Origin of the sequence: Labrenzia sp. VG12 (assembly GCF_002237595.1) — a bacterium.
Lineage (GTDB): Bacteria > Pseudomonadota > Alphaproteobacteria > Rhizobiales > Stappiaceae > Roseibium.
Map to the genome: position 1 here is coordinate 455,729 of NZ_CP022529.1, position 24,945 is coordinate 480,673.

Consider the following 24,945-nt stretch of genomic DNA (forward strand, 5'->3'; position numbering starts at 1 on the left):
CCTGGGACTGATTTTTCTGGTGCATTTCGAGTTCCTAGCCTGCAATTCGTTTCGCCTAGAAAATCAGATGCATAAGATCTGTCTTGTTCACGCTGATCTGTTCGGAGTTTAAGCCGATGTTTCTCCTGTTCACGTCAATCTGGGTTTGAAGGAGATCGAAGTTTCTTCTGGCAAGGTTCAGGTTTTCGTTCGCCAGTTTTACGCTGTTGTTTTCCAGCTTCGTCAGCGCATTGGTCAGATCCAGGATGTTCTGATCGACTTCCACAGCCGTCTTGTCCACCTTGACTTCATCCTTTGAGAACTTGAACAAGGTGAAATCGCAACTGACTGCCGCCAGGCTGAGAGTAAGGGCTGCGGAGCACTTGAAGTTGAGCCCAAGCGAGAGGGTTACCGTTGCTGCTGCGTTAACGTCGAATCCGGCGCCGAAATACATGCTGTTGCTGCTGCCGAAGGTGACAAAGGTTTTCGATCCCTCGGTAAAGCCGACGGTGTTTCCCTTGTTGTAAGTCAGGGAGTCTTTTTCAGTATATTCAAGTTTGGTGCCTGCCTTGTATTTCGTTTCTGTTTTTGGTGTCTTGATCGTCAGGCCTCCATCATCATCGTCCATGACGATTTCGTTTACTTCGCCGCTGTTTTGGTTGGAGCGGATGGTAATCGCTTCGCCGCCTTCGATGTTGATGTCGTTCTCGGAGCGTATGAAGGTCTTTTCGCAGGCCTTGATCAGCAGATGGCCATCACAGGACAGAAGGATGCCGCCCTTGTCGGTGCTTCCCGAGGCTTCCGTATAGGCTTTTGACTTGTCACTTGCCGCCGAAACGAACTCTTCCGGATACAGCACCTTGGCCTTGTCTTCGCTGTCTGCTTCGGCTTCGATTTCGCAATAGCTGCCAAGGCGGAGCAGAACCCCGGGTGTTTTGCTGGCGCTGTTGCCGTTTTCCGGAACAAACAGAAAGGCGCTGTAGTCCGACGGGTCGATGTCGACATTGCTGTCGCCAGTGACTGAGTCGGGGTCGATACCCGTTATGTCGACAGAGACCGTGCCCGTGCCGCCGCATGTCGTGCAGGTAACGGCGTTCAAAAGGCCGGTGCCGCTGCAGACCGTACATGTAATTGTTGCCATTTCCAGGTCCCTCTTGTTCTTGAATGCCTACGTCCCGGCATTGACCTTGTTCCGACCGGCTTGGCCTGCTTTTCCCGCTGCAGGCGCCGGCTGACCGCTGAGAGCCGAAACTTCAGGCGCTTGGGTTCATCACCTTGATTTGCGACGGACTGATCGTGTTGCCGACCGAATTGGGGAGCTTTCCGTTTTGCACGGTTGGGTCCATCAGGGCGCGCGTAGACGGCGCATTTTGAAGGACCAGCTTGGTCGAACATTTGACGTTTTTCGATGACGAGCAAACTTCGCTTGAGATCATTCCGCGACCAGGACCGCTGATCGTGACCGGAGCTTCGTCCATGATCGTGTGTGCCGTGGTGCCCTGCACGATGACACGGGTGCATTTGGGGACCTCGGTTGCCCGCATTCCCGTGCTTGGAAAGACCAGCGGGATTTCTCCGGCGGGTGTGACTTGCATGTAGGGGTCCACGGGTGCCAGATCGATGCCGGGCAGGGGACCTTGAGAGTTGATGAATGGCATTGTCCTTGATCCTTTTTCTTCGTTTACCTGTTGCCCCTGAATTCCTTCCTTTTCCTCACTGCTTTCCTGCAACATCTGGCCTTGCCGTCAGATGCGTCTATCCCGTCGACTGCATCGGCGTCTGGTGCGAGCCGTAAGCTGCCTCGTGATCGAGAACGACGATCTTGGGGGTATAGACCTCGGCGATCCTGCGTTCCTGATCGGTGCCCAGCACCTTGCCCCGCGCACCGTCAAAGAGCGTGCCGTCGATCTCTGCGCCGTGGAACTTGGTGTTGAAGAATTCCGCCACCGAAAAGTTGGCGGCGCTGACATCGGCATGGGTCAGATCCGCCTGGCGCAGATCGGCGCGTTCGAACCGGGCGGCCTGGCAATTCGTGCCTTGCAGCACGGCGGACCACATGACGGATGCGGTGAAGTTGACGGCGCGCAGGCTGGACCCTGAAAATCCTGCCATCAGCAGATTGCTGTCGCTGAGATCCGCGCCATCAAGCGTGCAGGTCATGAAAGACGAGAGTTTTGCCCTGCTGCCGGACAGCACGGCTCTGCTCAGATCGCACGAGACAAACATCGATTGCTTGAGAGTTGCATTTGCGAAACTGGTTCCGATGAAGTGTCCGTCGGAGAACCTGCAGCGCTCCAGAGTTTGACCGGAGAGGTCCTTGCCCGACAGGTTAGCCTCCGAGAACACGGCGGTGTCGATCTGCACGCCCTTGAGTTCAACACTCCTGAGATCGGCCTTTGTCAGGACGAAATTGGTGAGGGCCGCACTCGTCAGCGACACGTTCTCGATCACGCAGTCCAGGATCTGGCTCTGGTCAAGGCGGGACGCCTCGAAGTCTGCCCCGGAAAGTCCGGTCTGCGCCATGACGGCCTTGTCGAGTTGCGCCTCCCGCAACTGCAGGCGGTCAGCTGCGCAGGAAATCAGCTGCGTCTGCGAAAGGTTGCAGCCAGCAAGGTCCGCTGAGGTCAAGTCACAGGAAACAAAGGCCGTTTGGCGCAGCTTCGCTTCGGAAAACGCCGCGCCGGCCAGATTGCACGAGACGAATTGCGCATCTGTCAGGTCGGCACCTGAAAAGTCGCAAGAGGCCAGGTCGCACTCGAGCCAGACCGAGTTTTTGAGGTCGAGCCCGCTCAGGGACGTATTCGGCAACTGCTTGAAGGTGATGGCCTGGTCATGAGCAACATATTCCAGCGCGTCTCTCACGGAAATCGGCAGAAGATCCGGTTTGCGTTCTGTCAATGCGGGCACCTCCTCTTGGTTTCCTTGGCCAGATCCTGCTCTACTGGACCAGCTGGCCATGTGGGCGCGCGATATTGCTGTTGGCCATGTTGGCGTTGGTCAGGTCGCAACTGGTCAGCTTTGCGTCCATGAAATCCGCGGCATACAGGTTGGAGTGCCTCAAAGAGGCGAGCCTGACGTCGCATTGGGTGAGAGAGGCCGCAAAGAAATCGGCCGCACAAAAGTCGCTGTATTTGAGATCGGACAGCAGAAAGCGAGCCTGTTTGAAAGACGCCGCTCTGCCGTCTACGGACTGCATGTTGCATTTGTTGAAGAGGCAGTTGTTGCAATCAGCTCTTAGGAACAGGGCCTCTTCCAGCAGGACGTCGTTCCAGCTCGCGTCGGCCGCCTTGACGGCCTCAAAGCGTGCGCCCGTCAGATTGCATTGACCGTGAAAACCGGCCTCCGTGAGATAGGCCCGGGAGAAGTCCGCATCGATTGCCTGGACCTTGGTAAAGGCAGCCCGGTTCAGTCTGGCGCAGGAAAAATCGGCTTCACTCAAATTGAGGTCAAGGAAGACAACCTGATCGAGCTGCGCATTACAGAACCGCAGGCAAAGACCGGCCCCTTTGATCACGGTGAGGCCGTTTATATGGGCGCCACTGAAATCAGCGAAATCCAGTTTGCAGTCGAGGAGCGTCAGTTGACTGAGGATTGCTCCATGAGCGGTGACGCCCGAAAGGTCCGCCTGTGTGATCATGCAATCTGCCAGCCGCGCCGCGGAAAAGCGCGCGGAGCGCAGATATGCGCCGCTGAAATTCGTTCCCGTGAGCGCACAGCCGGAAAAATCGGCTTCTTCCAGCCTGGCGGATGTGAAAACGGCACCGTCCAGCCGGCAGTCGGTGAACAATGCGCCCCTCAAGTCAGCCTGTTCGAAAAAGGTGCCGGAAAGGTCCTTGCCGGAAAAATCCAGGCCGCGCAGATCAAGGCCGGCCAGATCCGCTCCCTTGAAGTCATGTCCGCCAGCCAGCTTTTCGCCGACCATGGTGCCGATTTGCCGGGCAGCTTCTGGCAGATAGGGTTCCAGCGGGAACATCGCTTCGGGTGACTTCTGACGGCCAGCTGAGAGGATTGTCTCAAGATCTTCCTCGCTCTCCTCCAGGGACGACATCAGGTCCTGGCATCCTCGCCTGACGGTTTCCTCCATGGAAAGATCGGTTTCGTCCGGCCCAACGGATGGCACGTTTTCAAGAGAACTTATGAGGTTCAGGAGAGGGTCGCCCGGATCTGCATCGACAAGGCTTGGATTGAGCTTTGCGATAAGGCCGGAAGCCGACTTCATGGCATGCGCGGTTTGGGACGCGAGCAGTGTCTTGTCCACTTTCTGCGGGCCGAAACTGTCGGGCATTTGCGCTGGAAGGTCCAAATCCAGATCCGCATCGTTAGCATTCACGGGCAAGTCGCTGACATCGATATCAGTTATTTGACGCAGATCGTCAGGCAGCGCGGAGCCGACATCTTCGGCAAAGTCCGGCAGGCTCAAGTCCGCGAGGTTGTTTTGTTCCAACTCCAGTCGGATCGGATAAAGGAGCGAGCCTTCAGGCAAACGCAATGCCCGCGCCCGGCCAAGTGCACATTGTTTCGCTAGGGTCTCGTCGGGTTTGGTTTCCGGATTGAACGCGGCGTCCAGTGCTTCGCTTACCCTGGTGTCGATGTCCGATGTATCCCCGAGGGTCTCCAGTTCAGCGAGCGCTTCGTTGACGGCGTGCTTCAAGTCGCCGGGCACAGGGATATCTCCCTCCAGAGCGGCCTGTATATCGGGATCCAACTCGAAGTCAGGATAGTCGGCCAGGCTCTTGTTGTTTGTCAGCCGTTGTTCCGGCAGCAAACCTCGGACCTCGTCTGGCAACTTGTCCTCCAGCGCCTGCATAGTCAGCTCGGCCCGGGTGAACTCGTCTTCAGCCCTTTGGGTCAAACTGCTTTCAACCCGCTCGATGTCATCGATCAGTTCGGCGAGGTCGAAATCTCCACTTGCCAGTTCCTCGGCCGTTGGCAATCCGACAAGTGGAATGTCGTCAGCAGCACCGGCCGCCGTCGGCGGTAGCAATTCCGCAGGCAGTCCCTGGTCCTGAAGCGTCTTCGCCGTCAGCCAGTTCGCGTTTTCGATAAACGTCTCGCGCTCGGCACGCGCCTGTGCCAGACGCGCCTGGCGCCTTGCTTGTCTCTGTTCCGGATCGGTGTCCGGCATGAGCTGAAAGTCTGAAAGGGCGTGTTTGTAGCCGTCTTCCGGATCGGAGCGCAGTTGAAAGACCCGATGGTAGTATTCGGGTGGGCGTGCTTCAACGGAACCGTGCTCCACCGCCAGAAGGATCGACCCGATGTCGTCGCCGAACCGATCCTTGCACTTGGTGATGCCGCGGAAGGTAAGAACGGCCTTCTCGACATTCGGAAACAAGGTGACGGTGTCGCAGACCATTGCCATTTCCGTGAGACCATCCTCGTCAGGCCGATGAATGAAGCCACGCATTCTGAAGGAGGGGAGTGTTCCTTCCACGGGCCGTCCCGTGCGGGACATTCCGGTTACTGAAAAAGGCTCGCCACCGGAAAGATACGATGCAAACCGCTGGTCTTCGGGCGCGTCAAAATGAAAGAGCGGATTGTAGTCGTCGGGCCTGCGCGGCGACACATGGTCCCGCCAATGCATGTCATAGGTTCCGGCAAGCTTAAGGCGTTGAGGATTGTCCTGGCCCAATGGACCGAAATGGGTGGGAGGCGGGATATCCTCCGGGGTAAGGATCAGGCGGTTTGCGTCTTCTATGTTCGGCAGCGGCGCATCCAGACCGGCCTCGATCAGATGTCGGGTCTTGTGACCTTTGCCCTTGGGATTGAGGCCGTGGCCCTGGCCGCCGAAGGCGCGCAACTCGCTGATCGGCATCTTGTCAAACGGTTCCGGAGCGCTGATTTCCACACCCCTGTCGGTCGATTGCCAGAAGCGGTTTCCGAAAACGGCCAGGCGTTTCACCCTGTCTCCGAAGCGGGCCGTCACCTTCAGGCCTGTGACCGGTTGATGGTTCGGTGCGAGCGCGTGTCCGGCAATGATCATTTCAGCCCGGGGCTTGAGCTGGCCCTTGTCGAAGATGCCGCCGTCCGGCATCTGCTCGGCCACCATCGGCCACAGCGCCTGTTCCGTCAGAAGATTGTAAGGGGTGGAAATATCAAAAAGCAGATATGACGAAACCGTCAGGATATTCCCGCCCTCAATGGCATGAGGTTGAAAGGTCGCGGAAATTTTCGACGGCTTCACAATCGCGGGCATTTAAGCACCCCGTTTCATATCGCCCCTGATATCCTTCGGTTGATGTTCTGGCCCTGCAAAGCCAAGCGTGTCCCACCAGTGGGAGGGTTTCTCGTTCCTGCCCGGTTAGCTGGCTCATCGAGAAACTTAACGATTTCTTAATCTTGTATTTAAGGTTGTATACTTTCCAATGCAAGTCAGAAATTGCTGACTGCGACAGAATATGTGCCGAAACCGACATTGGGGCCGAATAAGGACCGAAATGAACAATTTGTAGGTCAAATTTGGTCTAATTGTACGATTTTGACCTGTTTTGTTTCCATGTATGAACCGATCTCAAGGCTTTGGTTGTGCGAGTTTGAGACCGGAGGGGAAGGGGAGGTCAGCCTTAAAAAACGGCTATGCAATTTTAAATTGAATACCAGGTTGGCGTTGTGAAACATGCCAATCACCAGCTGTTGTCAGCGGTAACCAGTTCAGAAATTCCATGGAAATTCGGCGCGATATCTTTTTTCAAGGGCTCCAAGCAGCAATTCGCGGCTGCCACCTTGCACCAGACCGTTTTCAGCCAGATGCCGGTCGAGGAAAAACCCGGTGAGACCAAACCCTTCCGTGACATCTCTCCACGTCAGTTCACTGCCTGCCTGGCGTTGACCGTCCAGAAGAAAGGAGGGAAGCGGCAGCAATTTGTCATGATAGGGCCGGCCGGCGTCTCGGCTGACGGCTCGCGCCGATTTGGGCGAAACGTAAATCAGGTCTTCCTGCTCGCCTGTCGCTGCACAGCGAGTGAGGTCGAGCCCCAGACCGAGCACTTTCAGCAACTCCAGTTCAAAGCGGATGAGCAGTGCTCCGGCCGCATCTGCCGTTTCCAGATGGTCTAGAACCACGCCAAGCGCGTCGAACAGGCCGGGATAGGGATGACGTTCTGGCAAGAGGCGAAGCAGAACGGCAAGGTGCTGGATACCGGCAAGTCCAAGCCCGCTGGTCATCAGGTCGCCGGCTCTCAAGGTCTCCGGTTCGACCTGAAACTGCCCCAGATGGTCTGAAAGACGTGCCTTCCAGGTAAGCGCGAGCGCGTTGCCTGGCTGGAGCACCGGTCGATGGCGCCGCGACCGGCCACCGCGGACGAGCCCGAGATGGCGGCCATGATCTTCGGTCATGGCCTCCAGGATGACGTCATTTTCACCATGTTTGCGGGTGGTCAGCACCACGCCGCGTCCAATCCACTCCATGGGCGGTTCCACGTCAGGTCCGCGGCAACAGGCGGCGGATTCGCGGCAGTGTACCTGTTATTTCGGGAATTCCAGACCCATTTCGCGGTAGCGTTCCGGATCATCGGCCCAGTTTTCCCGGACCTTCACGAACAGGAACAGATGCACCGGCGCTTCGATGATCTCGGACAATTCTTCCCGGGCCGCCTGCGAGATCTGCTTGATGGTCTGACCGCGTTTGCCGAGCACAATGCTCTTCTGGCTGTCCCGCTCCACATAGATGGTCTGCTCGATGCGCGCAGACCCGTCCTTGCGGCTCTGCCACTGTTCGGTTTCCACCGTCGAGATATAGGGCAGTTCCTGGTGCAGCCGCTCAAACAGTTTTTCACGGGTGATCTCGGCGGCCAGAATGCGCAGCGGCAGGTCGGAGGGCTGGTCTTCAGGAAAGAGCCACGGCCCCTCGGGCACCTTTGAGGCAAAGTGTTCAAGGATTGCCTGCGTGCCGTCGCCGGTCAGCGCAGAGATCATGAAAGTTTCCTCGAACTCGATGTATTCATTGGCCTTTTGCGCCAGCTGCAGCAGCTTTTCGCGCTTGGCGACATCGGTCTTGTTCAGGATCAGAACCTTGGGGGCAGACTGGTTCTGCAGCCTCTTGAGAATGTTCTCGACCTCTTCGTCGATGCCCTTTCTGGAGTCGATCAGAAGCGCGATCACGTCGGCGTCGCGAGCACCGCCCCAGGCTGTGTCGACCATGGCCCGGTCCAGCCGGCGTTTCGGCTTGAATATGCCCGGCGTGTCGATGAACACGAGCTGGGCAGCGCCGTGCATGGCAACACCACGCACGATGGTGCGGGTGGTCTGCACCTTGTGGGTGACAATCGATACCTTGGTGCCGACGAGCTGGTTGATCAGCGTCGATTTGCCGGCGTTGGGAGCACCGATCAGGGCCACGAAGCCCGCGCGCGTGCCCTCCGGCATCTCCGGCAGCGGCTCTGGAAGCGGCATGTCGAAGCGGGCCGCAGGTGGCTGAAAACCTGTGTCGTCTTCGCGGTCGTTGTTGTTGTCGTTGTCGTCGCTCAAGGTGGTTCTATTCCTTCCACACGCCTTCCCGGCGCAAGACGGCTTCCGCCGCGCTTTGTTCGGCAATCCGCTTCGAGCCACCTTTGCCCTGGCCGGCGGGCAGGCCCTGGACTGTCACCGACACGGTGAAACTCGGGGCGTGATCGGGCCCTTCTCGGCCGGTGACGTCATAGCGTGGCGTCGGCAGGCTTTTGGACTGGGCCCATTCCTGCAACGTGGTCTTGGCGTCCCGCAGCGGACCTGACCAGGATAACATACGCGGTTCCCACAGGCGCCTGACAAAGGACTCGGCCGCCTCAAAGCCGCCATCCAGGTAGATCGCCGCGATGATGCTCTCACAGATATCGGCGAGCAGGGCGGTTTTCTTGCGTCCGCCTGTCTGCGCTTCGGCGAGCCCAATGCGCATGGCATCGCCAACGCCCAGTTCCTGGGCGATTTCCGCGCAGGTTTCCCGTTTGACCATGTGATTGAAGCGACGGGCGAGCTCGCCTTCATCGGCCTTGGGAAAATGCTTGTGCAGCATGGAGGCGATCACCAGGCCCAGCACGCGGTCCCCCAGAAACTCCAGGCGCTGGTAGCTGCCGGTGACGGTTTCACTCGGCGCCAGGGCGCTCGCATGGGTAAGCGCGACCCGCAACAGCTCCAGATCCCTGAAATCGTGCTGCAAGGCGTCCTTGAGGGCCGAAACCGGACTTCTTTGTGGTTGTTTGCTCATGCAATTGCTTTGCAGTTTTGGCGGAGCCCTGAAACCGCGCTGTTACAGCGTTCGGCCGATCCGGTCCCAGCGCACGCTCCACGGCCAGGTCCAGACCTGCCAGGCAGGTGTCTTGTCCTTGATGGAGAAGAACAGGATTTCAGCGCGGCCCATGAAGTTTTCAAATGGCACGAAACCGACCTGCGGATAACGGCTGTCGACCGAATTGTCCCGGTTGTCACCCATCATGAAGTAGTGGCCTTCGGGGACCTTGTACTTCCGGGTGTTGTCCCGGTTGCCGCGTTGCGTGATGTCGAGCGTCTCGTAGCTGACGCCATTCGGCAGGGTTTCCCGATAGCGCGGAACCCGGTCGACAACGCCGGACGGGCTCTGTTCGATAAAGTCGTCGATACGTTCGCGCTTGACCGGTTCGTCGTTGATGTGAACGACGCCGTCAATCACCTGGATTGTGTCACCCGGCAGGCCAATCACCCGCTTGATGTAATCGGTCGACGTATCCGTCGGCAGCTTGAACACGGCAATGTCACCGCGTTCTGGTTCTGCCGACCAGACTCGGCCCGAAAACGGAGCCAGACCGAAGGGGAAGGAGTAGCGTGAATAGCCGTAGCTGTATTTGGAGACGAAAAGATAGTCGCCGATCAGCAGCGTGTCCTTCATCGAGCCGGACGGGATATTGAAGGGCTGGAACAGGAAAGTCCGGACAACCAGCGCAAGCAGCAACGCCTGGACAATGATCTTGACCGTCTCGCCAAGTCCGCCGTCCTTCTCCTTCTTGTTTTCCGTCACGCTCATCTTATCCCTTAAACACCTGTTCGCGGTTTCAGTTCAGCCGCTGTCATCCAGCGGGACTTTTAGCCGGTCGCGTGACCGGAAGCAATGCAGCGGTTCGCTCTCAATCAAGGCTTTCCGGGGGAAACCGGCGAAACCGGGTCCGGCCAGTCCAAAGGCCAGGCGGAGATCACGACAAAGGCCTGCGCCAACGGAAAGTCGTCGGTGATTGTCAGGTCGATCGTCGTCTTGAACCCTGCCGGGGTCATGGCGGCCAACCGGTCAGCAGCGCCGCCTGCCAGAGCGATGGTGGGTTTGCCGGATGGCAGGTTGACAACGCCCATTTCCCGCCAGGCAACTCCCATGCGGATGCCGCTGCCGAGCGCCTTGGAGCAGGCCTCCTTGGCGGCGAAGCGTTTGGCGTAGGAGGCGGCACGTTCGGCCCTACGGTCAGATTTCGCCCGCTCAATCTCCGTGAACACACGGTTGGTGAACCGATCACCAAATCTGTCGAGGGTTTTCTCGATTCTCCGGATGTCGATCAGGTCGCTGCCGATCCCTAAAATCATGATATTGCTCTCATGTTTTTCGAAGCTCTAGGTGGGCTCCGGCGGCTGCAAATTCAAGCGCTGCCGTCTTCTTCCATCGGCGAGCGGGGAGAGGGGAAGAGCTGATCGCCCTTTTCGGCCAGCTTCATGCGGCGGCGGCGCTGATAGACCTCAACGCTCTTGTAGACGATCACGTAGGAGATGATGGCGACGGTCAGGCCAAGCGGCACGGCGCCGACAAACATCGGTTTGAGCATCGGCCACAGGCTGTCATAGGACTTTTCCAGAAGACCTTCCTGGAATTGCTGATGGACCTTGTGCGGATCGGCTTTTGGCGCCCGGCCATGAAGGATCCATTGCCCGACCTTGAAGGTGGACGCCCAGATGAACGGAAAGGTCAGCGGATTGCCGACGGAAGTGCCAAGTGCGGAAGCGATCAGGTTGCCCCGGATCACGTAGGCAAGCGCAAAGGCGGTAAGGAAGTGAAACCCGACCAGCGGTGTAAAGGAGGCAAAGGCGCCGGCGGCAAATCCAAGTGCAATCGCATTGGGCGTTGCGGTCAGCCGCAGCACCCGTTTGCTGAAATAGCGTGTCGACCGGGACCAGCTGTTTCGCGGCCAGACGGCGACGCGCAGTCGCTCGATCCTCGTTGGCCTATTTCTTCGGCGAAACAGCATGTTTTCAAGTCGATCCCGTCGTTGGTGTCTCAGCTCAGTCCGCGGCTGCCCGGCTTGACGGCTGGAATGGCAGCCAATTCGGGCGGAAGCTTGTCGGCTTCGTAGGCCGGGACCTTGTAGTCTGCCAAAGCGACCAGCGGCACCGAGACATCGGCCTCGCCACCGGACCGGTCGATCAGACAGGCAACAGCCAGAACTTCAGCACCAAGAGCTTTCAACGAGGTTACCGTTTCCCGGCTCGACAGGCCGGTTGTGACAATATCTTCAACAATGATGACCCTGGCTCCCTTCGGCAGGTCGAAGCGGCGCAGGCGGAATTCGCCGTCTTCACGCTCCACCCACATGGCCGGAATGCCGAGATGGCGGGCGGTCTCGTAGCCGGGGATAAGTCCGCCGAGCGCAGGGGAAACGATGTAGTCGATGTCTCCGAGGCCGGCGGAAGCAATTTTTTCCGCAAGCGCCTTGCAGAGCTTCTCTGTCTTGTCCGGGTACATGAAGACCCGTGCCTTTTGAAGGAACACCGGGCTGCGCAGGCCGGATGTGAGGATGAAATGGCCTTCCAGAATGGCGCCCGCCTCGCGGAACAAGGACAACACTTCGTCTCGGTTCATTTCCAAAATCCTCTAATCAATTGGAGCGGTCAGCCATTCACCCGGTTGACGCTCGATACATTCGACTTCGTCCGCAATTGGTTGATGATCCGGTTCAGGTGCTTCAGGTCCCACACTTCCAGATCGATCATCATCTGGTGAAAATCAGGTGCCCGCTGCACCATTTTCACGTTGTCGATATTGCCGCTGTTTTCACCGATCACCTGGGCGATCGTTGCGAGGGATCCCGGTTCATTGGCGGCGGATATGTCAAGCCGGGCCGGAAACCGCTCCGGATTGTTGACGTCGATGTCCCAGCGCACGTCCACCCAACGCTCGGTCTGGTCGTCGAATTCCTTCAGCGCCGGCGATTGTATCGGATAGATGGTCAATCCCTCGGAAGGGGTCAAGATGCCTACGATCCGATCTCCGGGCACTGCGCCACCGTCAGGGGCAAAGGTGACCGGGATGTCTCCGGACAACCCGCGGATCGGCAGGGCCGGCCCTTCGCCGCCGTCCTCGCTGTCGAGCGGCGATTTGCTGTCTTCGAGCTCGCCCGGCGGAATGCGGAACTTCAGGCCATGCCCCTGTTTCAGGCCGAACCAGCCTTCCTCCATCGGAGGACCGGACAAGGCGACGCGTTCGTCCTGGTAATCGGGATGAGCGGATTTCAACACGATCTGGGCGCCCAGGTCTCCCCGACCGACGGCGGCCAGAAGGTCGGCAACGCTCGACTGGTGGTGCGTGTCGAGAACGGCTTCCAGAAGATCTTCCGAATAGGCCTTGTCTGCGCGGGCGAAAGCGCGTTTCAGGATGTGCTCGCCGAGCGCACCATACTGCTGGCGCACGGATTCGCGTGTAGCCCGCCGGATGGCGGCCCGGGCCTTCCCGGTCACCGCAATGGCTTCCCAGGCCGGGGGAGGGGTCTGCGCCGGCGAGCGGATAATCTCCACTTCGTCTCCGTTATGCAGTTCGGTCACCAGCGGCATGATCTTGCCGTTGATCTTGCAGCCAACGCAGGTGTTGCCGATGCCCGTATGAACGGCATAGGCGAAGTCGATCGGCGTCGCACCGCGCGGCAGTGCAATCAGCCGTCCCTTGGGCGAGAAGCAGAACACCTGGTCGTGGAACAGTTCCAGCTTTGTGTTCTCCAGGAACTCCTCCGGCGTGTCGCCCTGGGCGAGGAGTTCAGTGGTCCGGCGCAGCCACTCAAAGGCCCTGCAATCTTCGGTATGCCGGGCAATGTTGCGTCCACCCAGTTCGCCGTCCTTGTAGAGCGCATGCGCGGCAATGCCGTATTCCGCGACCCTGTTCATGGACACGGTGCGGATCTGCAGTTCCACGCGCTGGCGGGAGGGGCCGACAATGGTGGTGTGGATCGACTTGTAGTCGTTCTGCTTCGGTGTGGAGATATAGTCCTTGAACCGGCCGGGCACGGTCGGCCAGGTGGTGTGAATGACGCCAAGGACACGGTAACAGGCCTCGACGGTGGCGACCGTCACGCGGAAGCCGTAGATGTCCGAGAGCTGCTCGAAGCCAATCGCCTTGCGCTGCATCTTGCGGAAGATCGAATACGGACGCTTTTCGCGGCCCTTCACGACCGCGGCCATACCGCGTTCGCTCAGCCGTTCGGTCAGGGTCGTTTCAATGTCCAGGATGAGGTCGCGGTTGCGCTCGCGCAAGTCCGCCAGCCGGTCTGTGATGGTCTCGTAGGCTTCCGGGTTGAGCGTCTGGAAGGAAATGTCCTCCAGTTCCTCGCGCAGGTCGTGCATGCCCATGCGCCCGGCCAGCGGCGCATAGATTTCCATCGTTTCTTCAGCAATCCGGCCGCGCTTGTGCTCCGGCATGTGATGGAGCGTGCGCATGTTGTGCAAGCGGTCTGCCAGCTTGACCAGAAGCACGCGCACATCATCGGCGATTGCCAGCAGCAGCTTTCGGAAATTCTCCGCCTGCTTCGCCTTGCGGGACACCAGGTCAAGCCGCGAGATCTTGGTCAGGCCATCGACTAGCTTGCCGATCTCTTCGCCGAAAAGGGAATCGATCTCCGCCCTGGTGGCGTCGGTATCCTCGATCGTGTCGTGGAGAAGAGCCACGGCAATGGTGGCATCGTCCAGACGCAGATCGGTCAGGATCGCGGCAACTTCAAGCGGATGAGAAAAATAGGGGTCGCCAGATGCACGCATCTGGGAACCATGCTTCTGCATGGCATAGACGTAAGCCTTGTTGAGCAAGGCTTCGTCGGCGTCCGGATTGTATCGCGTAACCCGTTCGACGAGTTCGTATTGACGCATCATGGCCGCAACCGACCCTGGCAACCGGCTGAGACATCAGCGGTGAATACAAAAAACGCCTGAAGCGCCGGACCGGATCGGCCGCGTTTCAGGCGCGCTTGTGACGTAGAATCAGACGTCGTCGGTCCGCTCCGGCGGCACCAGACCTTCCAAGCCGCGCAGGAGGTCTTCTTCAGACATGCGATCAAACTCGACCGCGCTGTCGTCAACCTGTTTCACCTGCGTCATCTGCTGCTGACCCGGGGCGGGCACCAGCGGCACGGCTTCGGCTTCCGGCTCATCCACTTCCACAAACTTCTGCAGGGAATGGATCAGGTCTTCTTTCATGTCTTCCGGGCTGACGGTCTGCTCGGCGATCTCCCGCAGTGCAACAACAGGGTTCTTGTCGTTGTCACGGTCAATCGTCAGCGGCGAACCGCTCGAGATCATACGAGCGCGATGCGCAGCAAGCAGCACCAGCTCAAACCGGTTTTCGACCTTGTCGATGCAGTCCTCGACGGTCACGCGCGCCATTCGACGTCTCCATAGGTTTTGGAACTTGAAGAACCAGCGTATAGTGTTGACGTTTCAAAAAAGCAACCCCTTGTCGCTTTTGCGAGGCAAACCGTGACAACCGAACGCAGGAAGGCAAAAATGCAGGTTTTTTTGCCCGATTTTCATTTCGTGTCTCGCTTTTGCATTGCGAGCGTCCAATATTATGGTGTACGCCACTAACGACAGCCTCTGCCAGAATCAGAAGGCTGTTGCGAAACAAAACAATAAGCTGACTGAAACTGTGGCACGCACGGTATCTTCACAGCACTATATGCGTTGTCTGAACGAACGCGGTATCTGACTTGGCAGCGGGAAGTCGAGTTTTTTAAAGCGGTTTTTGTGCGACGCATATAACTCGGAAAGGTTTCAAATAAGATGTTTGACGCTCGAGAAAAGGTTGCTTTGTTCATTGATGGAGCCAACTTGTATTCAACGGCCAAAGCCATCGGTTTTGACATTGACTACAAGAGATTGCTGAAAGAGTTCCAGGGACAGGCCTACCTCCTACGCGCGTACTACTACACCGCGTTGATAGAAGATCAGGAGTATTCCTCGATCCGTCCGCTGATCGACTGGCTGGATTACAACGGCTACAAGGTGATCACGAAACCGGTGAAGGAGTTTGTGGACAGTGCCGGGCGCCGCAAGGTGAAGGGCAACATGGACATCGAACTTGCCGTGGATGCCATGGAGCTGGTTGAGTCCGTTGATCACATCGTTCTGTTTTCCGGCGATGGCGACTTCCGCTCCCTGGTGGAAGCGCTGCAGCGCAAGGGCCGCAAGGTGAGCGTTGTCTCGACCCTGAAAACCCAGCCGCCGATGATTGCTGACGACCTGCGCCGGCAGGCGGACCACTTCATCGATCTGGCAAGCCTTGCCAACAAGATCGGCCGCGACCCTTCCGAACGTCCCCAGCGCCCGCAAACGCCCGCGCATCATGATGATGACGACGAGGACGACGATTACTAAGGTGTCCTGATGGCCGCTGTGCAAGATAGCCTCGGTCCGGTTGATCCTCCTCTGGATTGTCCGGATTGCCCGAGGCTCGTGGCTTTGCGCGATGAACTGAAGTCTGTTCATCCGGACTGGCACAACGCGCCGGTACCTTCCTTTGGTGCCAGCACGCCCAGGCTTCTGGTCATTGGCCTGGCGCCGGGCATGAAGGGGGCGAATTGCACCGGCCGGCCCTTTACCGGGGATTACGCCGGCGATCTGCTCTACAAGACGATGATCGATTTCGGCTTTGCCAGGGGAACCTATCTGGCGCGGCCGGATGATGGTTTGCAGCTGGTCGATGCCATGATCACCAATGCCGTACGCTGCCTGCCGCCGCAAAACAAACCGACAGGCGCTGAAATCAAGACCTGCCGGCCCTATCTCCTGTCCACGCTGTCGGCCAATCCGTCGATCAAGGCTGTGCTGGCGCTCGGGCGGATCGCGCATGAGACCTTCCTGACCGCGCTCGGCCAGCGCCGCGCCGCGTTTCCTTTCGCGCATTGCGCGGAACACGCGCTCCCCGGCACCGGGCTCACGCTGTTCGACAGCTATCACTGCTCAAGATACAACACCAACACGGGACGGCTGACGGAAGAGATGTTCCGCGACGTGTTTGAGAAAATTCGGGCTCACATCCCCTAAGGAAACGGTTGAGGTCCTACTCTTCCGAATGCGGCTCTTTCTGATAGGCCTCGGCGTCAACAACCATCCAACCGTTTGGACCAAGATGCTCCTGCGGCCGGAACCGGGCCTTGTAGGCCATCTTCTGTGAGCCTTCGACCCAGTAGCCCAGATAGACGTAAGGCAGGTTCATTTTGCGGGCCCGGTCGATGTGATCCAGGATCATGTAGGTGCCGAGCGCGGTGGCGTCGTAAGCGGGATCGTAAAAGGAATAGACCATCGACAGGCCGTCAGAGAGCTGATCGCTGAGCGCCACGCCAAGGAGCGGGCCGTCGCCGGTGCCGGTGATGAAGCTGTTCGGACCTCTCTGGCGGTACTCCAGCACCATCGTCTCCACGTGCGTGTCTTCGACCATCATGGCGTAATCCAGAACGCTCATTTCGGTCATGCCGCCGTTTTCATGACGGGCTTCGAGATAATCGCGGAAGAGATCATATTGTTCTGAAGAGGGGCTGGGCGGGAGACGCGCGCCCACGATGTCGGCGCCGGACTTCCAGACCCGCTTGAAGGACTTGGTCCACTTGAAGTCATCCACACGCACACGCACGGAAATGCAGGCCTGGCACCGTTCGCAGGCCGGCCGATAGGCAATGTTCTGGCTGCGGCGGAAACCGCCTTGTGTCAGGACTTCGTTCAATGCGGGGGCGCCATGGCCGACAAGATGCGTGAAAACCTTGCGCTCCTGTTTGCCGTCCAGATACGGACAGGGTGCGGGGGCCGTAAGATAGAACTGGGGATGATCTGTGGCGTGCCGTGTCACCGTTTTGTCCCGCGAATCCCTTAGCGTCTGTGTTCCGTTCCTGATCTCATAATCCATAATACCATGGCGCGACCAAAGAGAAGGTCAACCATAGAATAATGGCCAGGGGCGTGCCAGCCCGTACAAAGTCATTGAACTTGTAGTGCCCCGGCCCCATGACGATCAGGTTCGTCTGATAGCCGATCGGCGTGGCGAACGAGGTGTTTGCCGCAATGATCAGGCAGACCACAAAGGCTTCCGGTTTTTCACCGATCTGTTCGGCAAGATTGATCGCAATGGGTGTGAACAAGACGGCGGCGGCATTGTTCGACAGGAAGTTGGTCAGGATCATCACGATGAAGAACAGTGCCGACAGCATGACGGCGGCCGATGCGCCATGCAGGATGTCCGCGAGCCCCGTCGCAATGGCTGTGGCGCCACCGGTGCCTTCAAGCGCAACGGCTCCAGCCAGCGAGGCACCAACCAGCATGAAGATCCGGCTGTCGATGGCCCGCATCGCCTGCCGGATGTTGAGGCACCCGGACGCAATCATGGCAAAGGTGCCGGCGACGGCAGCGGAAACGATCGGCAGCAAACCGCTGGCGGCAAGGGCAACCACACAGGCAAAGATCGCCAGGGCCCGCGGCGCGTAGCGTTTGCGCGGCACTTCCGTTGTCGACCAGTCGAGAAGAAGGACATCGCGATTGCCGCGCAGCCGCGCAATTTCGTCTTCGTTGCCGGCGACCAGCAACACGTCACCGGCTTCCAGGCGAATGTCATTCATGGCCATCCGCGGCATGCGGCTGCGCCGCTGGATCCCCATGACCAGACAGCCGGTGTCCGTGTAGAAACCGGACTGCGGCAAGGTGCGTCCCATCAGGCGCGAAGCAGGGGCGACCACGGCTTCGGCAAGACTGATCGATCCATCCTGGACAGTCTGTGTTTCGCGGTTCGATGTGCCGCTTTCCGCCTCCGCTTCCATCAAAGGTTGGCGGCGGGCCAGTGCGTTTGCAAGCGCGGTCCGTGTCGCTGCGACGATCACGGTGTCACCCGGTGTCAGAACGACATTTTCAAAGGGCGGCAGGATCGGCTTCTGGCCCCGTTGCACCAGGCGCACCGTCATGTCCTTCAGTTTCGGAAACATGCCGGAAACCGATTCCACGCCGACCAGCGGGTGGCCATAGGTGATCTCGATTTGCGCGATGAACTGTTTGCCCGACGTTGCCTGAAACTCTTCGGCCATGGTTTTGCGCTCCTGCAGCAGCCGGGGCATGAGGAAGAGCACATAAAGAAGGCCCACGCCGGCAATGATCAGGCCGATCGGCGTGAAGCTGAAGAACGTCAGTTTGAGGTCCGAGGTCTGTGCCGCGTAATTTGCGACCAGCAGGTTGGTGGAGGAACCGATCAGGGTGGTCATGCCGCCCAGGATGGCCACGAAGGACAGCGGCATCAGAACCCGGGCCGCGGACTGGCCGGCGGTCGCCGCAACCGCGGTCAGGATTGGCAGGAACATGACCACGACAGGCGTGTTGTTCAGGAACGCGCTGAGGACGGTTACGGTGAGCAGGACCGGAATGGCGGCATAAAGCGACCGGCCGCGCGTGAGCCGCACGATGGCCTTGGCCGGGCCTTCCAGCGCGTCGGTCTGAAACAGGCCCTGGCCAATGATCAAGAGACAGATCACCGTGATGAGCGCCGGGTTGGCAAATCCCATCAGAAAATCGCCGGTGGTAATGACTGACCCACTCGGAGCCGTGACCGGAAAAATCGAGAATATGAGGATGAATGCGGAAACGGAGCCAAGAGCGACTGTCTCGATCGGGTAGCGCTCCAGGGCGTACAAGACGACAGTTGACGCGATCACCAAGAAGGTCAGCGCCATGGCAATATCAACTGAGTGCATTCACCTGCCCAAGGCCACCATGGCCATTCACCAGGGGGCACTTTAGATCAGGCGATCCCCGGATTGGAAGAGGAAACAGCACAGATTGCCGTTGATATCAGCTGGCCAGCTCTCTCTAAACTGTTGCAACTGCGCCTATATCCCGGTTGCAGGACGTCTGGTCGCAGCATAGGAGGCACACCGTTCGAAATCGTTGCTCTGCAACGGGCATCGACAACAGAGCGGCCCAAAAGCATGCGCTCGGATCAGCGCAGCGCGGCTTCGTTGCGATGCTGACGAAGTTGTTCGCGGCGGCGTTTCGACAGGTTTCGTCGCTTGATGTAAGCAAGGGCGGCAACGGCAGACACAAGCGCACCGACGCTGGAAGTGGCGGCAATCTTGACGAACAGCGGTGCGCCGACCGCCCAGACCAGGGCCAATCCCAGAACACATACGGCGCCCACGGAGCCAATTGTTCTTTCCTGCAAATCCGACAACAGCGCCAATCCCTTCCTGCTGCCATACCCCGACGGGGTCGGCTTGCCTTCGATCAATGCGGTTCGGGAAAACTACAATCCGGCCGCTGGTGAGTGGTGCCGATGTTTTGGATTTCTAGCGAGGTTTTGGTAGGCTTGACCGGACTTGAGCAAAAAAATGAATTGGAATTCCAAAACAGTGGCTGAATTGACAAATCAGGACCGCGCGCTGGTGCGTCTTCTTCAGGAAGACTGCCGGTTGACCAATCAGGAACTGGCGGATCGCACCGGCATGTCCGCCTCAGTCTGTTGGCGGCGGGTGCGGGCACTGGAAGAGACCGGTGTGATCTCAAGATATGCCGCGATCGTGGACCCGGACGCGGCCGGTCTGAAATTCCGAGCCATGGTACATGTCAGTCTGGCCCGAACGGATGCCGCCACGGTGCACAGTTTTCTGGAGGAGGTCGGTCGGCGCCCGGAGGTGCTGCAATGTTATGCGACCTCCGGATCGCCCGATTACCATATGCTGGTCATGTGCCGGGACCTGGACGACTATAATCGCTTCTACGACGAGTTTTTGTTCGAGCGGTCCTGTGTCGGGCAGGTGTCGATGCATCTCATCGTCAAGACGGTGAAGTCGGACGTGAAGCTACCGGTTTGATGCAGAGATGAAGCGAGGGATCCCGGCGCCGGGCTTTGCTGCTGGCTGGGGTTATACCATCTGGGAGGGGGCATGACATCATCCAACCCTGTTGACCTGCAAAGCCGGCACGCACGCAAGATCCTGGCTCTTTTTGTCATGACCGTTCTGGGTGTGGGGGTTCTGATCGGTTCGACGACGGAGACAGGCGGCTGGTACGAGAACCTTCAAAAGCCGGTGTTCAATCCGCCGAACTGGATCTTTGGACCGGTCTGGTCATGTCTATACGTGCTGATCGCAGTTGCCGGTTGGAGAACATATCAGCATTGCCCGCGAGGCCGCTTGTGGCAGGTCTGGTGTGTGCAGATGGTTCTGAACTTTGCCTGGACACCGATCTTCTTCCGGCTGCACCTGATCTGGCCGGCCTTTCTGGTACTGGCGATTTTGTTGTGTCTTGTCTCGGTTTTCATTGTCAGCGCCTGGCAAAGGGATCGAACCGCGGCATGGCTCTTCATGCCTTATGCGGTCTGGGTCGGCTTTGCCGGGCTGCTCAACCTGACAATAGCAATCCTGAACTAGGATCCTGACTTGAAGACGGGCTGCCTTTAGCCATGCTCGTTCAGATACGACCGGTGATAGGCTGAGTTGATCACGACCGTGCCCAGGATGAGGTCATGCAGCAGGCGTTTGCGGTCGGAAAACAGCGACACGAGCAGAATGAACGGTGTCAGCAGCGAGATCGAGAACCAGAACAGCAACGCATGAACGGCGGCCAGCAGTGGATAGGGCTTTGCCCCGTACCAGAGCCGCATTTCAAGCCCCATGGCGCGCATGCCGAGCGTTGAGGCCTGAGGACCGCCAAGGGTGAAGGCAACGTAAAGCAGGGCGACTGCTGTCGGCAGGATGCCATAGAGCAAAAAGCCGAGGCCAAGGGTGAAGAGCCCAAGGATGAAAACCAGAACACCGGCGCCGAAAGTCAGGAGCGCGATCACCACCACGTCGATGAAAAACGCAAAGATCCGCCGGCTGCGCACGCCCGAAAACAGCTCCGGATTGCGCACAGGATCAAAGACATCCTGACGGGCATGGTCGGAGGTGGTTTCAGCGGTCATTGTCGGGCTCCCTTTGTGCATGATGGTCTTCATGTGGGGAGTGTTGGGCGGATTCGCAAACAGTCTCAGGATTTCTGACGGCCGTAACGTCACTCTGGCCGTCCTGGAACGCGAAACGGAAGCTGCCCAAACTCACCGAACAATGCAGCGCACTGGGCGTTCAGCCTGGAAAGGGTGCACGCGCTACCGGGCAGCATCAATCCATGCGTTCGCCGATTTCCAGATAGCGCACCACGAAGCCGCGTTCGCGCAGGGCCGCGACGATGCGTTCGCCATGGGGCCGGTCGAACGCCTCGAAGGTCACGTCCAGCGTCGCGCCCTTGGCCGGAACGTTGAGGAACAGCCGGTGATGTTCGACATCGACCACGTTGCCCTGCATGTCACCAATCACCGTCGCGATTTCGCCAAGCGTGCCCGGCCGGTCTGGCGTGTCGATGCGGATGGAGACAAGACGGCCATCGCGGGCCAGCTCACGCACCACGATCTTGGAGAGAAGGCGCGGGTCGATATTGCCGCCGCACAGGACCAGGCCGACTTTCTTGTCAGCAAACCGGTCCGGTTCGGTCAGCAAGGCCGCAAGACCAGCAGCTCCGGCCCCTTCCGCGATGGTTCGCTGCAAGGTGAGATAGGCATTGATCGCCCGTTCAATGCTGCTTTCGGACACCAGCAACAGATCGTCGACCCGTTCCTTGATGACCTCGGTGGTCAGAAGGCCGATGTCGCGCACCGCAATGCCTTCCGCGATGGTTGCGCCTTCGCAGATGACCTCCTTGCCGTAAAAGGCACCCCACATGCCCGGATAGAGCGTGGTCTCGACGCCGACCACTTCGATCGACGGCTTGAGGACCTTGGCGGCCGTCGCGATACCCGCGATCAGCCCGCCGCCGCCGACCGGCACCACCAGGACATCGAGATCCGGCTGCTGGGCGAGCATCTCGATGGCGATGGTGCCCTGGCCATGGATGACATGGGCATCGTCATAAGGATGGACCCAGACATAGTCATGTTGCGCGGCCAAACGGTCTGCCTCGGCCTTGGCCTCGGCCAGCGTGTTGCCGGCCAGGACAACCTCGGCGCCATAGCCACGCGTGGCGGAAATTTTCACAAAAGGCGTGAGCACCGGCATCACGATCGTGGCCGGAATGCCAAGGCGGCCCGCGTGATAGGCGACACCCTGCGCGTGGTTGCCGGCCGAAACGGCGATCACGCCGCGCGCTTTTTCGTCGTCCGTCAGGCTGCTGAGCTTGACCAGGGCACCACGCTCCTTGAAGGCGCCGGTGACCTGCATGTTCTCGTATTTGACGAAGACATCCGCACCGGTCAGCTGCGACAGGCGCGGGGCGGGCAGGCAGGGCGTTTCCAGCACGGCGCCCTTGATCAGCGCAGCGGTCGCTTCAATCTTCTCGAAGGTGACCTGGGCCGGGTCGCTAAGGGCGTCGGTGGTCATTTTCCGTCCGCCAGCATTTCAGCCACCTTGGGGGCGAAATAGGTCAGGATGCCGTCGGTCCCCGCGCGCTTGAAGGCAAGCAGGCTTTCCAGCATAGCCTTGTCGCCGTCGAGCCAGCCATTGGCGGCTGCCGCCTTGATCATGGCGTATTCTCCGGACACCTGATAGGCGTAGGTCGGTACCTGGAACTCGTCCTTGAGCCGGCGGACGATATCGAGATAGGGCATGCCCGGCTTGACCATGATCATGTCGGCGCCCTCGGTTATGTCGAGCTCGGCCTCACGCAGGGCCTCGTCGGTGTTGGCCGGGTCCATCTGATAGGTGCGCTTGTCGCCCTTCAACGTGCCGGACGACCCGACTGCATCGCGAAACGGACCGTAGAAGGCGGAGGCATATTTCGCTGAATAGGCCATGATCTGTGTGCCGCGATGTCCCTGGCTGTCCAGTGCCTGGCGGATCGCGCCGATGCGGCCGTCCATCATGTCGGACGGGGCGATCACATCCGATCCCGCTTCGGCCTGGACCAGAGCCTGGCGGCAGAGCTGGTCGACGGTCTCGTCGTTCAGGATCGTATCACCTGCCATGAGCCCGTCATGGCCGTGGCTTGTATAGGGATCGAGCGCGACGTCCGTCATCAGGCCGAGGTTGAAGCCTTCCGCCTTGATTGCCCTTAGCGCCCGGCAGGTCAGGTTGTCCGCGTTGAGCGCCTCAGAACCGGTCTCGTCTCTGAGGTCCGGATCCGTATAGGGAAACAGGGCCAGAGCGGGGATGCCGAGTCTTGCCGCCTTTTCGGCGTCGCGTACTGCCTCGTCGACCGAAAGCCGGACGACGTCCGGCATGGACGGAACCGGTTGGCGGACCTTCTCGCCATCCACGATGAAGACCGGCCAGATCAGGTCGTCGACGGTCAGCGTGTTCTCGCGCACAAGGCGGCGCGACCAGTCGGTCTGACGGTTGCGGCGCATGCGCGTGCCGGCCAGGAGCGTGTCCATATGGTCGGATGTGATCGGCGGAAGAGAGGATTTGGACGTCATGGGCCCCGACTATTCGCTGAGCAGAAGAAAAAATGCATTCTCGCGGAGAAGAGACGCCAATCTATCACGCAGATTGACGCAGTCCAACATTCTGTAAAATAACTGAAATTAAAAACAAAAAAGAGATTGTTTGACGTTTGCGTCAAATGTGCTTTAGTGCGCGCCGACAGACCGAGGAACCAGCACGGCAGCGAGTCATAGGCTTCAGCGCCGCTTGTGGGAGGACAAACCGTGGACTTTTCACTCAACGAAGATCAGCGCGCCTTTCAGGACATGGCTGCCAGCTTTTCGCGTGACGAACTGGCGCCCCATGCCAAGGACTGGGACGAAGACAGCCATTTTCCGATCCCGACCCTGCGCAAGGCGGCCGAACTGGGGTTCGGAGGCATCTATGTGAAGGAAGATGTCGGCGGTTCCGCCCTGAGCCGGCTGGATGCGGCCTTGATTTTCGAGGAACTCTCCCAGGGCTGCACCTCGACGGCCGCCTATCTCTCGATCCACAACATGGTGGCCTGGATCATCGATACTTACGGGTCTGAGGACCTTCGCCAGAAGTTCTTGCCAAAGCTCTGCACGATGGAGCTTCTGACGAGCTATTGCCTGACCGAGCCGGGCTCCGGATCGGATGCAGCCAGCTTGAGAACTTCGGCAAAGGACGATGGCGACCATTATGTTCTGAACGGGTCGAAGGCCTTCATATCCGGTGGCGGCGTCAGCGATCTTTATGCGGTCATGGTGCGCACAGGCGGCGAGGGACCGTCCGGTGTTTCCTGCCTTCTGGTGGAAAAGGGGACACCCGGCCTGAGTTTCGGTGCCAACGAGGTCAAGCTGGGCTGGAAGAGCCAGCCGACCGCACAGGTCAATTTCCAGGACTGCCGCGTGCCGAAGTCCAATCTGGTCGGAACGGAAGGCCAGGGGTTCAAGATCGCCATGGCCGCGCTTGACGGCGGTCGGCTCAATATTGGCGCCTGTTCCATGGGGGCGGCGCAGGCCTGTCTCGATCATGCGCTCGCCTATGTGAAGGAGCGCAAGCAGTTCGGCCGGCCGATCGCCGATTTCCAGGCGCTGCAGTTCCGTCTTGCAGATATGGCGACCGAACTCGAAGCTGCGCGGCTGCTCCTGCACAAGGCCGCCGCAGCCGTTGATGCCAAGGCCCATGACGCCACCAAGCTGGCAGCCATGGCCAAACGTCTTGCAACAGATACAGGCTTCAAGGTCGTCAACGAAGCGCTGCAGCTTCATGGTGGCTACGGCTATCTGCGCGATTATCCGATCGAGCGTTATTTCCGGGATGTGCGTGTGCACCAGATCCTGGAAGGCACCAACGAGATCATGCGCCTGATCATCGCGCGTCAGATTTTGAAAGACTGATA

Annotated in this window: 24 protein-coding genes; 5 read left to right on the forward strand and 19 right to left on the reverse strand. The window is 59.0% G+C overall.

Annotated elements, in window-relative coordinates; all coding sequences use genetic code 11:
* Positions 1-55: 55 nt before the first annotated feature.
* The 13 genes from CHH27_RS02085 to rpoZ form a co-directional block, all read right to left on the reverse strand.
* Entirely contained in the window at positions 56-1,120 is a 1,065-nt protein-coding gene (locus CHH27_RS02085; RefSeq protein ID WP_157738647.1) for a hypothetical protein, read from the reverse strand.
* 112 nt (positions 1,121-1,232) lie between these two features.
* Positions 1,233-1,712: a DUF4150 domain-containing protein gene (locus CHH27_RS02090; protein ID WP_094070108.1), complete on the reverse strand. Its 480-nt coding sequence runs from the start codon at positions 1,710-1,712 to the stop codon at positions 1,233-1,235.
* A gap of 22 nt (positions 1,713-1,734) precedes the next feature.
* Positions 1,735-2,877, reverse strand: a complete 1,143-nt coding sequence (locus CHH27_RS02095; protein WP_198338331.1) for a pentapeptide repeat-containing protein — start codon at positions 2,875-2,877, stop codon at positions 1,735-1,737.
* A 40-nt stretch (positions 2,878-2,917) separates the two neighbouring features.
* Positions 2,918-6,172 (reverse strand): DUF2169 domain-containing protein, encoded by a 3,255-nt coding sequence (locus tag CHH27_RS02100; protein ID WP_094070110.1) that lies wholly within the window; start codon positions 6,170-6,172, stop codon positions 2,918-2,920.
* Between the two features lie 455 nt (positions 6,173-6,627).
* Positions 6,628-7,383, reverse strand: a complete 756-nt coding sequence (gene recO / locus CHH27_RS02105; RefSeq protein WP_094070111.1) for a DNA repair protein RecO — start codon at positions 7,381-7,383, stop codon at positions 6,628-6,630.
* Positions 7,384-7,440: 57 nt separating this feature from the next.
* Complete coding sequence (gene era, locus CHH27_RS02110; RefSeq protein WP_094074461.1) at positions 7,441-8,367, reverse strand: GTPase Era; 927 nt, start codon at positions 8,365-8,367, stop codon at positions 7,441-7,443.
* An 82-nt stretch (positions 8,368-8,449) separates the two neighbouring features.
* Entirely contained in the window at positions 8,450-9,157 is a 708-nt protein-coding gene (gene rnc, locus CHH27_RS02115; RefSeq protein ID WP_094070112.1) for a ribonuclease III, read from the reverse strand.
* A 42-nt stretch (positions 9,158-9,199) separates the two neighbouring features.
* Positions 9,200-9,949, reverse strand: coding sequence for a signal peptidase I (gene lepB, locus CHH27_RS02120; RefSeq protein WP_094070113.1), 750 nt, complete (start codon positions 9,947-9,949; stop codon positions 9,200-9,202).
* Positions 9,950-10,053: 104 nt separating this feature from the next.
* Positions 10,054-10,494 carry a holo-ACP synthase gene (gene acpS, locus CHH27_RS02125; protein WP_094070114.1) on the reverse strand — a complete coding sequence of 147 codons (441 nt, stop codon included), beginning with the start codon at positions 10,492-10,494 and terminating at the stop codon, positions 10,054-10,056.
* A gap of 53 nt (positions 10,495-10,547) precedes the next feature.
* Positions 10,548-11,150 carry a DUF2062 domain-containing protein gene (locus tag CHH27_RS02130; protein ID WP_094070115.1) on the reverse strand — a complete coding sequence of 201 codons (603 nt, stop codon included), beginning with the start codon at positions 11,148-11,150 and terminating at the stop codon, positions 10,548-10,550.
* Between the two features lie 29 nt (positions 11,151-11,179).
* Positions 11,180-11,761: an orotate phosphoribosyltransferase gene (pyrE, locus tag CHH27_RS02135; protein ID WP_094070116.1), complete on the reverse strand. Its 582-nt coding sequence runs from the start codon at positions 11,759-11,761 to the stop codon at positions 11,180-11,182.
* A 29-nt stretch (positions 11,762-11,790) separates the two neighbouring features.
* Entirely contained in the window at positions 11,791-14,034 is a 2,244-nt protein-coding gene (locus CHH27_RS02140; RefSeq protein ID WP_094070117.1) for a bifunctional (p)ppGpp synthetase/guanosine-3',5'-bis(diphosphate) 3'-pyrophosphohydrolase, read from the reverse strand.
* Positions 14,035-14,142: 108 nt separating this feature from the next.
* Positions 14,143-14,544 carry a DNA-directed RNA polymerase subunit omega gene (gene rpoZ, locus CHH27_RS02145; RefSeq protein ID WP_094070118.1) on the reverse strand — a complete coding sequence of 134 codons (402 nt, stop codon included), beginning with the start codon at positions 14,542-14,544 and terminating at the stop codon, positions 14,143-14,145.
* Positions 14,545-14,940: 396 nt separating this feature from the next.
* Between rpoZ and CHH27_RS02150 the strand changes: the two genes are divergently transcribed.
* Together CHH27_RS02150 and CHH27_RS02155 are read left to right on the forward strand one after the other, a co-directional pair.
* Positions 14,941-15,534, forward strand: coding sequence for an NYN domain-containing protein (locus CHH27_RS02150; RefSeq protein WP_094070119.1), 594 nt, complete (start codon positions 14,941-14,943; stop codon positions 15,532-15,534).
* Positions 15,535-15,543: 9 nt separating this feature from the next.
* Entirely contained in the window at positions 15,544-16,203 is a 660-nt protein-coding gene (locus CHH27_RS02155; protein WP_094070120.1) for a uracil-DNA glycosylase, read from the forward strand.
* 16 nt (positions 16,204-16,219) lie between these two features.
* Here CHH27_RS02155 and CHH27_RS02160 read toward each other — a convergent pair whose 3' ends face one another.
* The 3 genes from CHH27_RS02160 to CHH27_RS02170 all read right to left on the reverse strand — a co-directional run bounded on the left by CHH27_RS02160 (position 16,220) and on the right by CHH27_RS02170 (position 19,327).
* Positions 16,220-17,002, reverse strand: coding sequence for an arginyltransferase (locus tag CHH27_RS02160; RefSeq protein WP_094074462.1), 783 nt, complete (start codon positions 17,000-17,002; stop codon positions 16,220-16,222).
* Positions 17,003-17,048: 46 nt separating this feature from the next.
* Positions 17,049-18,884 (reverse strand): SLC13 family permease, encoded by a 1,836-nt coding sequence (locus CHH27_RS02165; protein ID WP_094070121.1) that lies wholly within the window; start codon positions 18,882-18,884, stop codon positions 17,049-17,051.
* Positions 18,885-19,129: 245 nt separating this feature from the next.
* The gene (locus CHH27_RS02170; protein ID WP_157738648.1) at positions 19,130-19,327 is read right to left on the reverse strand and encodes a hypothetical protein; all 198 of its coding nucleotides are present in this window, start codon (positions 19,325-19,327) and stop codon (positions 19,130-19,132) included.
* A 211-nt stretch (positions 19,328-19,538) separates the two neighbouring features.
* Here CHH27_RS02170 and CHH27_RS02175 point away from each other — a divergent pair, with 211 nt between their 5' ends.
* Both CHH27_RS02175 and CHH27_RS02180 read left to right on the forward strand, forming a co-directional pair.
* Positions 19,539-20,000 carry an Lrp/AsnC family transcriptional regulator gene (locus CHH27_RS02175; RefSeq protein ID WP_198338332.1) on the forward strand — a complete coding sequence of 154 codons (462 nt, stop codon included), beginning with the start codon at positions 19,539-19,541 and terminating at the stop codon, positions 19,998-20,000.
* A gap of 72 nt (positions 20,001-20,072) precedes the next feature.
* Positions 20,073-20,558, forward strand: a complete 486-nt coding sequence (locus tag CHH27_RS02180; protein WP_198338333.1) for a TspO/MBR family protein — start codon at positions 20,073-20,075, stop codon at positions 20,556-20,558.
* A gap of 26 nt (positions 20,559-20,584) precedes the next feature.
* Here the strand turns inward: CHH27_RS02180 and CHH27_RS02185 are convergent, their stop codons facing one another.
* The 3 genes from CHH27_RS02185 to hemB all read right to left on the reverse strand — a co-directional run bounded on the left by CHH27_RS02185 (position 20,585) and on the right by hemB (position 23,530).
* Positions 20,585-21,091, reverse strand: a complete 507-nt coding sequence (locus tag CHH27_RS02185; protein WP_094074465.1) for an RDD family protein — start codon at positions 21,089-21,091, stop codon at positions 20,585-20,587.
* A 196-nt stretch (positions 21,092-21,287) separates the two neighbouring features.
* Positions 21,288-22,538: a threonine ammonia-lyase gene (locus tag CHH27_RS02190; protein ID WP_094070123.1), complete on the reverse strand. Its 1,251-nt coding sequence runs from the start codon at positions 22,536-22,538 to the stop codon at positions 21,288-21,290.
* Positions 22,535-23,530: a porphobilinogen synthase gene (gene hemB, locus CHH27_RS02195; protein ID WP_198338433.1), complete on the reverse strand. Its 996-nt coding sequence runs from the start codon at positions 23,528-23,530 to the stop codon at positions 22,535-22,537. Before hemB ends, CHH27_RS02190 begins: the two co-directional genes overlap by 4 nt.
* 273 nt (positions 23,531-23,803) lie before the next feature.
* On the opposite strand from hemB, the gene CHH27_RS02200 reads away from it, so the two are divergent.
* A complete protein-coding gene (locus CHH27_RS02200) occupies positions 23,804-24,943 on the forward strand; it encodes an isobutyryl-CoA dehydrogenase (RefSeq protein ID WP_094070125.1) in 1,140 nt (379 codons plus the stop codon).
* Positions 24,944-24,945: the final 2 nt, after the last annotated feature.